The sequence below is a fragment of the Pseudonocardia halophobica genome (assembly GCF_027922425.1).
Classification (GTDB): Bacteria; Actinomycetota; Actinomycetes; order Mycobacteriales; family Pseudonocardiaceae; genus Pseudonocardia; species Pseudonocardia halophobica.
In genome coordinates this window covers 42,417-54,835 of the sequence record NZ_BSFQ01000047.1, presented here as the reverse complement: position 1 = coordinate 54,835, position 12,419 = coordinate 42,417, and the positions used below count along the sequence as shown (strand labels likewise).

At 75.0% G+C, this 12,419-nt stretch carries 12 protein-coding genes and 1 pseudogene; 10 read left to right on the top strand and 3 right to left on the bottom strand.

The annotated features are described in order from the left end of the window. Together PKE99_RS33130 and PKE99_RS33125 are read left to right on the top strand one after the other, a co-directional pair. Positions 1-122, top strand: a pseudogene (locus tag PKE99_RS33130) (S-(hydroxymethyl)mycothiol dehydrogenase); the annotation flags it as partial. Then, positions 122-772, top strand: a complete 651-nt coding sequence (locus PKE99_RS33125; RefSeq protein ID WP_037052673.1) for an MBL fold metallo-hydrolase — start codon at positions 122-124, stop codon at positions 770-772. The pseudogene PKE99_RS33130 and the gene PKE99_RS33125, both read left to right, overlap by 1 nt. Before the next feature lie 139 nt (positions 773-911). Here PKE99_RS33125 and PKE99_RS33120 read toward each other — a convergent pair whose 3' ends face one another. Then, the gene (locus PKE99_RS33120; protein WP_037052671.1) at positions 912-2,054 is read right to left on the bottom strand and encodes an MFS transporter; all 1,143 of its coding nucleotides are present in this window, start codon (positions 2,052-2,054) and stop codon (positions 912-914) included. 10 nt (positions 2,055-2,064) lie between these two features. Continuing rightward, a complete protein-coding gene (gene mtnA, locus PKE99_RS33115) occupies positions 2,065-2,985 on the bottom strand; it encodes an S-methyl-5-thioribose-1-phosphate isomerase (RefSeq protein ID WP_156068047.1) in 921 nt (306 codons plus the stop codon). Between the two features lie 156 nt (positions 2,986-3,141). Between mtnA and PKE99_RS33110 the strand changes: the two genes are divergently transcribed. The 8 genes from PKE99_RS33110 (at position 3,142) to PKE99_RS33075 (ending at position 11,208) form a co-directional block, all read left to right on the top strand. Beyond that, a complete protein-coding gene (locus PKE99_RS33110) occupies positions 3,142-4,074 on the top strand; it encodes a metal ABC transporter solute-binding protein, Zn/Mn family (protein WP_197040855.1) in 933 nt (310 codons plus the stop codon). A 2-nt stretch (positions 4,075-4,076) separates the two neighbouring features. Then, positions 4,077-4,814 carry a metal ABC transporter ATP-binding protein gene (locus PKE99_RS33105; RefSeq protein ID WP_051738190.1) on the top strand — a complete coding sequence of 246 codons (738 nt, stop codon included), beginning with the start codon at positions 4,077-4,079 and terminating at the stop codon, positions 4,812-4,814. Then, positions 4,802-5,974, top strand: a complete 1,173-nt coding sequence (locus tag PKE99_RS33100; RefSeq protein WP_063739878.1) for an iron chelate uptake ABC transporter family permease subunit — start codon at positions 4,802-4,804, stop codon at positions 5,972-5,974. Before PKE99_RS33105 ends, PKE99_RS33100 begins: the two co-directional genes overlap by 13 nt. After that, positions 5,971-6,897 (top strand): metal ABC transporter permease, encoded by a 927-nt coding sequence (locus tag PKE99_RS33095; protein WP_051738189.1) that lies wholly within the window; start codon positions 5,971-5,973, stop codon positions 6,895-6,897. The genes PKE99_RS33100 and PKE99_RS33095 overlap by 4 nt, the downstream gene beginning before the upstream one ends. 39 nt (positions 6,898-6,936) lie before the next feature. Next, on the top strand, positions 6,937-7,344 hold the full coding sequence (locus PKE99_RS33090) for a YciI family protein (protein ID WP_037052667.1): 408 nt from the start codon (positions 6,937-6,939) through the stop codon (positions 7,342-7,344). A gap of 8 nt (positions 7,345-7,352) precedes the next feature. Continuing rightward, positions 7,353-8,498, top strand: a complete 1,146-nt coding sequence (locus PKE99_RS33085) for an RNA polymerase sigma factor (RefSeq protein WP_037052704.1) — start codon at positions 7,353-7,355, stop codon at positions 8,496-8,498. A gap of 38 nt (positions 8,499-8,536) precedes the next feature. Then, positions 8,537-9,625 carry a gamma-glutamylcyclotransferase family protein gene (locus PKE99_RS33080; RefSeq protein ID WP_051738188.1) on the top strand — a complete coding sequence of 363 codons (1,089 nt, stop codon included), beginning with the start codon at positions 8,537-8,539 and terminating at the stop codon, positions 9,623-9,625. A gap of 137 nt (positions 9,626-9,762) precedes the next feature. Next, entirely contained in the window at positions 9,763-11,208 is a 1,446-nt protein-coding gene (locus tag PKE99_RS33075) for an MFS transporter (RefSeq protein ID WP_063739877.1), read from the top strand. 65 nt (positions 11,209-11,273) lie between these two features. Here PKE99_RS33075 and PKE99_RS33070 read toward each other — a convergent pair whose 3' ends face one another. Beyond that, the gene (locus tag PKE99_RS33070; protein ID WP_037052664.1) at positions 11,274-12,386 is read right to left on the bottom strand and encodes an amidohydrolase family protein; all 1,113 of its coding nucleotides are present in this window, start codon (positions 12,384-12,386) and stop codon (positions 11,274-11,276) included. Positions 12,387-12,419: the final 33 nt, after the last annotated feature.

Genomic DNA, 12,419 nt, shown 5'->3' with positions numbered 1-12,419 from the left:
ACCTGCAGGGCCGGCTGCCGCTGGAGAAGTTCGTCTCCGAGGAGATCGGCCTCGACGACATCGAGACCGCCTTCGAGAAGATGCACCACGGCGACGTGCTGCGGTCGGTGGTGGTCCTCTGATGGGCACCCCCGAGGGCCTCCACAAGGGGCCGATCGACCACGTCGTCACGCACGGGACGTTCTCGCTCGACGGGGGCACCTGGGAGGTCGACAACAACGTCTGGGTCGTCGGCGACGAGAACGAGGTCGTCGTGATCGACGCCGCGCACGACCCGGAGGCCATCGGCGAGATCATCGCCGGACGCCGGGTGGTCGCGGTGGTGTGCACGCACGCGCACGACGACCACGTCAACCAGGCCCCGCGGCTGGCGGACACGTTCAACGCGCCGATCCTGCTCAACCCGGCCGAGGCGCCGCTGTGGGAGATGACCCACCCCAACCGGTCCCCGGACCAGGAGATCACCGACGGGCAGATCATCACGGCGGGTGGGATCGAGCTCCGCGCGCTGGTCACCCCGGGGCACTCCCCCGGCTCGACCTGCCTCTACGCGCCGGAGCTGAAGACGGTGTTCACCGGCGACACGCTCTTCCAGGGCGGTCCCGGTGCCACCGGCCGGTCCTACTCGAGCTTCGACACCATCATCGACTCGATCCGCGGCACCCTGCTGCCGCTGCCCGGCGACACCGAGGTCCGCACCGGGCACGGCGACTCCACCAGCATCGGCTCCGAGGCGCCGCACCTCGAGGAGTGGATCGCCCGGGGCCACTGATCCGTGAGTGCCTACTGCCCCTAGAGGGTCACCTGCCGCTCACGACCCCCGACGACCTGCGGTTCCCGTCCTCCGACGGAGAAGCGCCTGGCCGGCGGAGGTCGTGAGTGCGTACTGCCCCTCTAGGGGCAGTTGCCGCTCACGGGGTGGGGCGGCGGGTCAGAGGTAGGACCGCGAGGAGCAGGAGGGCGGCGGCACCGAAGGCGGCGCGGAAGCCGAAGGGCTCGGCGATCGCTCCGAGGCCGCTCGAGCCGACGCCGGTGCCGGCGTCGAACCCGATGTTCCACGCGGCGCTGGCGGCGCCGTAGCGGGCGGGCCCGGCGACGGCGAACAGCGAGACCAGCGAGTCGCTCTGGACCAGCCCGAACCCGCCGCCGACGGCGAAGGCGCCGACGACCAGCAGCCAGCCCGAGCCGCCGACCGAGAGGACCTCCACCCCCATCCCCACCGCGGCGAGCAGCGTGCCGGGCAGCAGCAGGCGCCCCGCCCCGCGCCGGTCGACCAGCCCGCCGGCGAGCCCGCGGCCGAGGATCCCGCCGACCGCGACGGCGAACAGCGCCAGCGGTGCGGCCGCGCTCGCGGCCGGCGCGACCAGCGGCAGGAAGGTCACCAGCCCGCCCTGGGCCAGCGAGCAGGCGAGCATCGCCGCCATCGGGCCGGTGCCGGCGCGCCAGCTCCGGACCATCTCCGTGCCGAGCTCCGCGGGGTCCTGGACGCGCGGCTCGGCGCGCACCGGCCGGCCGGTCCGCAGGAACGGTACGGCCGCCGCCCCCAGCAGCGGCGCGATCCCGGCCGCCAGGAACACGCCGGCGAACCCGAGCAGGTCGACGGTCGCGACGCCGAGCGGCAGCAGGAACAGCTGCGGGATCCCGATCGCGTACCCGTACCGCGCCGTCGCCCGCCCGTGCTCGGCCGGCGGCACCAGCTCCGCCACCAGCGCGCTGCCGGCCACAGTGAGCAGCCCGAACCCGATCCCGCGCACCGCGGAGATCAGCAGTACCGGCCCGAGCTCCGCCGTGAGCAGCAGGAACGGCGCCGGCGCCCCGAGCAGCACGAGGCCCGCGCCGAGCACGACCCGGTAACCGACGCGCCGGAGCAGGGCCGGCACCGCGAGCTGCGTGGCGACGGTCGTGGCCATCAGCACCCCGGTCGTCGTCCCGGCGCCGAACTCGCCCGTGCCGGCCCGGCTGACCCACAGCGGCAGCACCGGCAGCAGCAGGGCGTGCCCGCCGAACCCGAGGACGGTCACGACGAGCATCAGCCGGAAGGCGGCAGTTCTCATCGCCGGCTCTTCAGGGCCGCCAGGTGCGGGTGTCGGTCACGATCGCGGTGACCAGGTCCGCGGGCGTGACGTCAAACGCCGGGTTCCACGCGTCCGCCCCGGCCACGACCTCGGCCGCGTCCCGCTCCTCGATCTCGATCGCGGCCCCGTCGGGCGTCGCGGCGTCGACCGTGGTCTCCGGCGCCGCGACGACGAACGGGATCCCGGCCCGCGCGGCCGCGAGGGCCAGCGGGTAGGTCCCGATCTTGTTGGCGACGTCGCCGTTGGCGGCGATCCGGTCCGCCCCGACCACCACGGCGTCGACCAGCCCCCGCGCGATCACCGAGGCCGCGGCGCCGTCGACGACCACGCGGTGCGGCACGCCGAGGGCCTGCAGCTCGACGGCGGTGATGCGGGAGCCCTGCAGCAGCGGCCGGGTCTCGTCCGCGACCACCAGCTCCACGCGCCCCGAGGCGTGCAGCGACCGCACGACCCCCAGCGCGGTCCCCCACTCCACGCAGGCCAGCGCGCCGGCGTTGCAATGGGTGTGCAGCCGCAGCGGGCGCTCCCCGCACAGCTCGCCGAGCAGGGCCGCGCCCCGTGCCCCGATCGCCCGGCAGGCGGCGACGTCCTCGTCCCGGAAGGCGTGTGCGGCCGCCAGCGGGTCCGGGGCCGCGAGGGCCCGCTCCACGCCCCGCCGCAGGTTGGCGGCGGTGGGCCGGGCGGAGGCGATCCGCTCGGCGTCCTCGCGCAGGTCGCCGCCGTCGCGTGCCGCCAGCGCCACCCCGTACGCCCCGGCGACGCCCAGCGCGGGCGCCCCGCGCACGACGAGCCGCCGGATGGCGTCGACCAGCCCGTCGACCGTCGTGACCTCCACCCGGTGCAGCTCGGGCAGCCGGGTCTGGTCGAGCAGCACGATCCGGTCGCGTTCCCAGGTGATCGTCGGCGGCAGGTCACGGGGGACGGTGGTGGAGGACACGCAGGAACCTTCTCAGAACGAGACACCACGGGCCGGGATCGCACCCTATGCTCACCTGACTTCGTAGAGGGGTCTCATCGACGAGATAGGCGGGTCTACATGGTGGGTCGGCGCAGGTGGACGGCACTGGTGCTGCTCGCCGTGGCCTGCCTGCTCGGCTCCGGCTGTGCCGCCCGGACCGTGACCGCGGACCGCGCCCCGGTCGCCGAACGTCAGGTCCGCGTGACCACGACCACCACGATGATCACCGACGCCGTGCACCGGATCGGCGGCGACCGCGTGCAGGTCACCGGCCTGATGGGGCCCGGCGTCGACCCGCACCTGTTCAAGGCCAGCGCCCGTGACGTCCGGCTGCTGCGCGACGCCGACCTGATCCTCTACGGCGGGCTCGGCCTGGAGGGGAAGATGGGCGACCTGCTCGCCGACCTCGCCGCGCGGCAGCCCACCGCCGCCGTCACGGACGGGATCCCGCGCACCGCGCTGCTCACCCACACCGGCTCCCCCGAACCGGACCCGCACGTCTGGTTCGACGTCGCGCTGTGGGAGGACCAGGCCCGCACGATCGCGGACCGGCTCGCCGCGCTCGACCCCCGGCACGCGGACGTCTACCGGGTCAACCTCGACTCCTACCTCGCCGAGCTGACCGCGCTCGACGCCGAGGTCCGCGAGCGGATCGCCGCGATCCCGCCCGCCCAGCGCCTGCTGGTGACCTCGCACGACGCGTTCGCCTACTTCGGCAGGCGGTACGGCATCGAGGTGGCCGCCATCCAGGGCATCTCCACGGCCGCCGAGGCCACCACGGCGGACGTCGAGCGGGTCGCCGAGCTGCTCGCCACCCGCCGGGTCCCCGCCGCGTTCATCGAGACCTCGGTCCCGCGGCAGACCGTCGACGCGCTGCTCGCCGCGACCGCCGAGCGGGGGTTCAGGGCGTCGATCGGCGGGGAGCTGTACACCGACTCCGCCGGCGAGCCCGGGACGCCGGAGGGCACGTACACGGGCATGGTCCGCAGGAACGCCGAGCTGATCGCGAGCGCCCTCGGGGCGCCGGGCCGGGAAGGGTGAGGATGCACGCACTGGAGATCTCCGCGCTGACCGTGTCCTACCGCGCCGCGCCCGCGCTGTGGCAGGTCGACGCGACCTTCCCGCGCGGCGCCCTGTCGGCGATCGTCGGCCCGAACGGGGCGGGCAAGTCGACCCTGCTCAAGGCGGCCCTCGGGCTGGTCCCGACGGACTCCGGCACCGTCCGGATCGCCGGCGTGCAGGGCCGGGCGGCGCTCGAGAACCTCGCGTACGTGCCCCAGGCCGAGTCCGTGGACTGGGACTTCCCGATCACGGTCGCCGAGGTGGTCGCGATGGGCCGCTACCGTGCGGTCGGCTGGTTCCGGCGGATCGGCCGCGCGGACCGGCGGATCGCCGAGGAGTGCCTGGACCGGGTGGGCATGGCCCCGCTCGCCCGGCGGCAGATCGGCCAGCTCTCCGGCGGCCAGCGGCAGCGCGTCTTCCTCGCCCGGGCCCTCGCGCAGCAGGCCGAGGTGCTGGTCATGGACGAACCGTTCGCCGGCGTCGACGCCCGCACCCAGGCCGACCTGCTCGAACTCCTCCGTACGCTGTCCGACGAGGGCGGCTCCACCGTCGTCGTGCATCACGACCTGGCGCAGGTCCGCAGCGCCTTCGACTGGGTGCTGCTGCTCAACGTCCGCGCGCTGGGCTGCGGGCCGACGGCGGAGGTGCTCACCGAGGACGCCGTCCGCCGGGCGTACGGCGCCGGCCTGCCCGAGGGGACACCGGTATGGACCGGCTGAGCCTCCTGTTCGGCCTGCCCTACACCGACACGGTCGTCGTCGCGGGGGCGCTGGTCCTCGGCGTGACGAGCGGGGTGCTGGGCTCGTTCGCGGTGCTGCGCGGGCGCTCCCTGGTGGGCGACGCCATCGCGCACTCCACGCTGCCCGGCGTCTGCGTGGCCTTCCTCGTGCTCGGCACGAAGGAGGTCGCCGGGCTGCTCGCGGGCGCCGCCGTCGCGGGGCTCGTCGCGGCCCTGCTGATGGTCGCCGTCGAGCGCTCGCGGCTGCGGCCGGACACCGCGATCGGCGTGGTGCTGTCCGGCTTCTTCTCCCTCGGCATCGTGCTGCTCACCCACATCACCGCGGGGGGCAACGCGCAGCAGGCCGGCCTGGAGAGCTTCCTGTTCGGGCAGGCCGCGGGTCTGCTGGAGCGCGACGTCGCGGTGATGGCCGCCGTCGGCGCCGTCGGCGTGGCCGCGGTGGTGGTGCTGCGCCGCGCGCTCGCCGCCACGCTGTTCGACCGGGCCTACGCCGCGGCGATCGGACTGTCGACGCGGGCGATGGAGATCGCCGTGACGGCCTTCCTCGTCGCGGCCGTGGTGATCGGGGTGCGGCTGGTCGGCGCGATCCTCATGGTCGCGATGCTGGCCGTGCCGACGGTCACGGCACGCCAGCTGGCCGACCGCTTCCCGCACGTGCTCGTGCTGGCCGGGGTGGTCGGCGCGGTCGTCGGGGTCACGGGCGCGCTGCTCGCGACCCGCGGGCAGCTGCCGACCGGGCCCGTCGTCGTGCTGGTGGGGGTGGCCGTCGCCCTGCTCGCGGTGGTCCTGGCCCCCGGCCGCGGTGTCCTGTCGCGGCGGCTCCGGCTCGCCCGGCGCCGCCGGACCGCGCGGCGCGCCACGGCCCTGCAGGACCCGGCCACCGCCGACCCGCGCACCCGCCGCCGGCTCGTGTCGGCGGGCCTGCTCACCACCGACGGCGCCCTGACGCCCGCCGGGCGGGCCGAGCGGGCCGCCGTCGCCGAGCACCTGGCGCTCTGGCGGGCCTGGCTCGACCACGGCCCGCAGATCAGGCTGCGCGACGCGCGCGAACCCGACCTGCTCAACCTGGTCGGCACCCTCGACCCGGAGGCGCTCGCCGAGCTGCGGGAGCGCGCCGGGCTGGACGGGGGCGGCCGGTGACCGCCGACGACCTCACGATCGTCCTGGTCGCGGGCCTGACCGCGACAGCGTGCGGGCTGCTCGGCCCGTTCCTCGTGCTGCGCCGGTTGGCCCTGCTCGCCGACGCCGTCAGCCACGCCGTGCTGCCGGGCATCGTGGCCGTGTGGCTGATCGCCGAGACGCGGGCGCCGGTGCCGGTGGTCGCCGGCGCCGCCGCCTTCGCCGTGCTCTGCGTGCTCGGGATCGACGCCGTCCGGGCGACCGGGCTCGTGGCCTCCGACGCGGCGATTGCGCTGGTCTTCCCCGCGTTGTTCTCGCTCGGCGTCCTCGGCATCACCCGCTACGCCTCGGACATCCACCTCGACCTCGACTCCACGATCTACGGGGAGATCGCGTTCACCCCGTTCGACGTCGTCACGATCGCGGGCGTGGACCTCGCCCGCGCCGGCGTGGTCCTCGCCGTGGTCGTGCTGCTCAACCTGGTCCTGGTCACGGCGCTGTGGAAGGAGCTGCGGGCCACGACCTTCGACCCGCACTTCGGCCGGGTCACCGGGCTGCGGCCGCGGCTGCTGTCCCGGTTGCTGCTGGTCGCGGTCGCGATCACCGCCGTGTCGGCCTTCGAGGCGGTCGGCGCGATCCTCGTCGTCACGATGCTGATCGTCCCCGCCGCGACGGCCTTCCTCGTGACCCGCAGCCTCGCCGCGATGGTGGCCGTGGCCGTCGCCGTGGGGTGGGTGGGCGCGGTCGCCGGGCACGTCCTCGCGCTCACCTTCGACAGCTCGATCGCCGGCGCGATGGGGCTGGTGTGCACGGGCTGCTTCGTCGTCGCGCTCGTCGCCTCGCCGCGCGGCCCGGTGGCCCGCCTCCTCCGCGGCCGACGACGAGTTCCGGAATTCTTCGGCGGCGATGTCGAGAACCCTGGACCGGCACCGTCCCCGCGGTGAACGTGACCACGACGGGTCACGCCGACCGAGGAGAACACGATGGCCAAGTACCTGCTTCTCAAGCACTACCGCGGCGCGCCGGCGGCGGTCAACGACGTGCCGATGGACCGGTGGACGCCGGAGGAGATCTCGGCGCACGTGCAGTACATGCAGGACTTCGCGACCCGGCTCGAGGGGACCGGCGAGTTCGTCGACGGCCAGGCGCTCGCCCCCGAGGGGACGTTCGTCCGGTACGACGGCGAGGGGCGCCCGCCGGTCACCGACGGCCCGTTCGCCGAGACCAAGGACCTCATCGCGGGCTGGATGGTGATCGACGTCGACAGCTACGAGCGCGCCCTCGAGCTGGCCGGGGAGCTCTCGGCCGCACCCGGGAAGGGGGGCGAGCCGATCCACGAGTGGCTGGAGGTGCGCCCGTTCCTGACCGCCCCGCCCACCGTCACGGAGTGACCTCGCCGGTGAACGAGGTCCTGCTCCGGAGCCTCACGCCGAGCGTGCTCGGGGTCCTCGTCCGTCGCGGAGCCGACTTCGCGGCGGCCGAGGACGCCGCGCAGGACGCGCTCGTCGAGGCGCTGCGCGTGTGGCCGGCCGACCCGCCGCGGGACCCGAAGGGCTGGCTGGTCACGGTGGCCTGGCGCAAGTTCCTCGACGCGACCCGCTCCGACGCCGCCCGCCGCAGGCGCGAGGACCTCGTCGACGTGGAGCCGGCGCCGGGGCCGGCGCCCGCGACGGACGACACGCTCCAGCTCTACTTCCTGTGCGCCCACCCGTCGCTGACGCCCTCGTCCGCGGTCGCGCTCACGCTGCGCGCCGTGGGCGGGCTGACCACCCGCCAGATCGCCCAGGCCTACCTCGTGCCCGAGGCGACCATGGCGCAGCGCATCAGCCGGGCCAAGCGCACCGTCTCCGACGTGCGGTTCGACCGGCCCGGGGACGTCGCGAACGTGCTCCGTGTCCTCTACCTGGTCTTCAACGAGGGCTACTCGGGCGACGTCGACCTCGCCGCCGAGGCCATCCGGCTCACCCGGCAGCTCGCGGCCGCGATCGACCATCCTGAGGTGGCGGGGCTGCTGGCCCTCATGCTGCTCCACCACGCCCGGCGCGCCGCCCGGACCGCGCCCGACGGCAGCCTGGTGCCGCTGGCCGAGCAGGACCGCGGCCGGTGGGACACCGGGGCGATCGCCGAGGGCGTCGCGATCCTGCAGGCGGCGCTGGCCCGCGACCGCCTCGGCGAGTTCCAGGCCCAGGCGGCCATCGCGGCCCTGCACGCCGACGCGCGCACCGCCGAGGAGACCGACTGGGTGCAGATCGTCGAGTGGTACGACGAGCTCGTGCGCCTGACCGACAGCCCCGTCGTCCGGCTCAACCGCGCGGTCGCGGTCGGCGAGGCCGACGGACCCCGCGCCGGGCTGGCGGCGCTCGCGGCGCTCGACGACACGCTCCCCCGCCACACCGCCGTGGCGGCCTACCTGCACGAACGCGACGGCGACCCGGGGACGGCGGCACGGCTGTACGCCGAGGCGGCCCGGAAGGCCCCGAACCTCGCCGAGCGCGACCACCTGACCCGCCAGGCCGCCCGGCTCAACGACCGGCACGGTCTCTGACGAGCCCGCAAGGGTGAACCCGCTCCATACTGCGGGGGATGCTCCCCGACTTCCCCGACGCCGCGTTCCCCGCCGCGCCGTACCCCGGGGTGGTGCCGGACCGCTCGTTCGTGCACGTCGACGGCGGTGGGCTCGCCCTGACGCCCGACCCGTCCGCCCGCTCCTCGTGGCGGGTCAGCGGCCCCGGTCCCGGCACCGACCTCGACACCTGGCTCGCCGGGCGCGGCGCGCCGCCGCTGGCCGCCCGCGTCCCGTTGCTGACCTACGGCTCCAACCGCAACCCGGCGAAGATCGGCTGGCTGCGCCGCGAGCTGGGGCTGGCCGGCCCCGTCGTCGTGCTCCGGGGCCGGACGACGGGGCTCGCCGCGGTGTGGGCGCACGGCCTGCGCGTGGTCGACGACCAGCGGCCGGCGGTGCTCGCTGCCGCCCCGGGCCAGGTCGAGGAGCACTCCGTGTGGTTCGCGACGCCCGAGCAGGTCGGGGTGCTCGACGTGTGCGAGGGCCGGTCCTCCGGCCGCTACCGCCTGGCCCGCGTGCACACCGGCGAGGTCCGCACCGAGGACGGCACCCTGCTCGACGACGTCCTGGCGTACGTCGGGCTGGCCGGCATCCGCCGCCCGCTGCTCGTCGACGGCGAGCCGGTCCGCTGCGCCGACCTCCCCCAGACCGCCGCCCGCGTGCTGCGGGGCGAGCGCGCCCCGTCGGACGGCCTGGACGCGACCACCGTGACGGGTGCGCCCGATCCGGACGCCTGGCCCGCCCGGCTGTTCGTCTACGGCACCCTCCAGCCCGGCGAGCGTTCCTGGCACCTGCTGGCGGAGGCCGCGGCGGGCCCCGCCGAGCCGGTCACGGTCCCGGGGACGCTGCTCGACACCGGCCTCGGCTACCCCGCGATGCTCCGCGACGCCGGGCCCGGCGTGCCCGGCCACGTCGTCCCGCTGCGGGACCCGGCCGCCCTCCTCCCCCGGCTCGACCGGTTCGAGGGCCCCGACTACGTGCGCGTCCGGATCACGACGCCCGATGGACGGCCGTGTTGGACGTACGTATGGACCGCTCCCACCTGCGGGTTCCGCTCCGTCCCACGGTGGGGGCACGCATCACCCGGCGTAGCCGGACCGCGTCCGTGACCGGCCTCTCAGGCCGGCACGAGTCCCCCGGTACCGGCCCCGGCGGTCAGGTTTAGCGGCTGGTCGTCCCTCCGCCACGCCCTGCGCGCACCGAACGGTTCACCTAGCGTGGTCCGTCAACCGACACGGGGGACGTGATGAGCGAATCCAACGCGGAAGGTCACGGGAACCGGCACCAGGTCGAGGAGGCCGACCCGGCGACCGTGAAGAAGGCGGTGGCCGGTGCGGCCATCGGGAACGGCGTCGAGTGGTTCGACTACGCCGTCTACGCCTACCTGACCACGCAGATCGGCCTGAACTTCTTCCCGGAGTTCAGTCCCACGGCACAGTCGATCTTCGTGTTCGCCGGGATCGCGATCCCCTTCGTGCTCCGGCCGCTGGGCGGGATCATCCTGGGCCCGCTGGGCGACCGGTACGGCCGGCGCCAGGTACTGGCCGTGACGATCGTGCTGATGGCGGGGGCGACCTTCCTCATCGGCCTGCTGCCGAGCTTCACCGTCATCGGGCTCGCGGCGCCGATCCTGCTGCTGACGTTCCGGCTGGTACAGGGCTTCTCCACCGGCGGCGAGTACGGCGGGGCGGCGACGTTCATCGCCGAGTACGCCCCGTACAGGCGGCGGGGCTTCTTCGGGTCGTTCCTCGAGTTCGGCACCCTCGCCGGCACCGTGCTGGGCGCCATCCTGGCCACGGCCGTCCAGCTGGGCCTGTCCGAGGAGGCGCTCAACAGCTGGGGCTGGCGCATCCCGTTCCTCGTCGCCGGGCCGCTCGGCCTCGTCGGCTTCTACCTGCGGTCCAAGCTCGAGGACACCCCGGCCTTCCGCGCCGCCGAGCAGGACCACACCACCACCTCGGCGCCCTTCCGCGAGGTCTGCCGCAACGTGTGGCCGCAGATCCTGCACCTCATCGGCTTCGTCATGCTGCTCAACGTCGCCAACTACACGTTGCTGACGTACATGCCGAGCTACCTCACGGACACGATCGACATCGACGAGACCGAGGCGCTGTTCGTGCTGATCGGCGTCATGCTGATCATGATGGTGATCATCACGCCGATCGGGCGGCTGTCCGACAGGATCGGCCGCAAGCCGCTGCTGCTCGGCTCGGCGATCAGCACCTTCGTGCTCGCGATCCCGGCCTTCTGGCTGATCAGCCTGAAGAGCTGGCTGCCCGTCACGATCGGCATCGCGATCCTTGGCCTGCAGCTGGTCATGATGCTCGGCGTGATCGGCTCGGCGCTGCCGGCCATGTTCCCCACCCGCAACCGCTACGGCGGCTTCTCGATCGGCTACGCCACCTCGACGGCCGCCTTCGGCGGTACGGCGCCGCTGATCAACGAGACCCTCATCGCCGCGACCGGGAACACCTACGTCCCGGCCTTCTACCTGATGCTCTCCGCCGCCGTGGCCATCTACCCGCTGATCCGGATGCCCGAGACGGCCGGGATCGACATCTCGCACCCGACCCGCATCCCGGGCACGGACCACTACGTGCCGGAGCGCGAGCCGGCGATGGCCGGGGCGCCCTCGTCGACGCCCGGCCCGACGCCCCCCACGACGGGCGACGGCGGCTCCTCCGCAGGCTGACCGCACACGCACCGGCGGCCCGGTCCCCTCGGGGGCCGGGCCGTCGGTGTGTCCGGGGTGCGTCGTCAGCGGGCGCGGGCGACGGAGTGCGCGACCAACGCCTCCGGCACGGGCAGCCGGTAGAGGCGGGCCGCGTTGGCCCCCAGCACGGCCTGCACCGCGGAGGGGCCGAGCCCCCGCGCGAGCAGCGCCGACGCCGTCTCCCCGACCAGCCGCTCCGGGCGCACCAGCGGGTATCCGCTGCCGAACAACAGCCGCTCCGGCCCGAACGCGGCCAGCAGCGCGTCGAGCGCCTCCCCCGCCTCCCGCGGATGGGTCCGCAGGCCGGCGAGGACCTCGGTGAGCAGCACGTGCACCCCGGGCAGCTGGGCGAGCCGGGTCAGGACCGGCGTCGGCAGCCAGCCCGCCCCCAGCACGAAGCGCACCCGCGGGAGCGCCGAGACCAGCACCCGGACCTGCCCGGGATCGATGCGGCCGGCCGGCGCCGGCCGGGCGTCGCGCTCCCGGACGGGCAGGGCCGACCCGGAACGCACCGGTTCGGCCCAGCTCGGCCAGCGCGCGCGGACCCGCCCGGAGCCCGTCGGACGTTCCGGGACGCCGCCGTGGCTCCAGGCGGGGGCCCCGGCGGCCGGATGCGCGACCGCCCCGACCCCCAGGTGCACGACGGCGGCGCCCGCCTGCTCGGCCCGACCGAGTGCCCGGCGCAGGGCCGGGTCGTCGAGCTCGAGGCGGGCCTCCGGGCGGGTCCCGGACGTCAGCGACAGGCCGCGGAGGTCCTCCCGCCGGACCCGGGCGACGATCCCGCGGCGACCGCCCTCGTCGGCCGGGTCGAGCTCGCCGGTCACGGCGAACCGGCCGGCGAGCCCCTCCGCGAGCTCCGCGGACCAGGCCGACGGCGCGAACCCGAGGACGAACAACGCTCCCAGCCCGAGCGGCTGCAGCACCGCCCGGTCGACGTGTCCCCTGCCGAGCAGGTCGGTGACCAGGGAGCGCTCACCGACTGCGGCGAACTCGTCGAACGGGATCGGCCGGGGCGACCGGTCGAGGGCGCGGTGCCGGTGGTGGAGGTCGGCGACGAACTGCTCGCCCGCCGGGCCCGCCTGGTTGTGCGGGCTGCCGTCCCACGCGTGCACATGGGCGTCGACGACGACGTAGCGCTCCCCGCCGACCTCGTACACCGCGCCTTCTCCCGTCGCGCCATGGACCCAGAA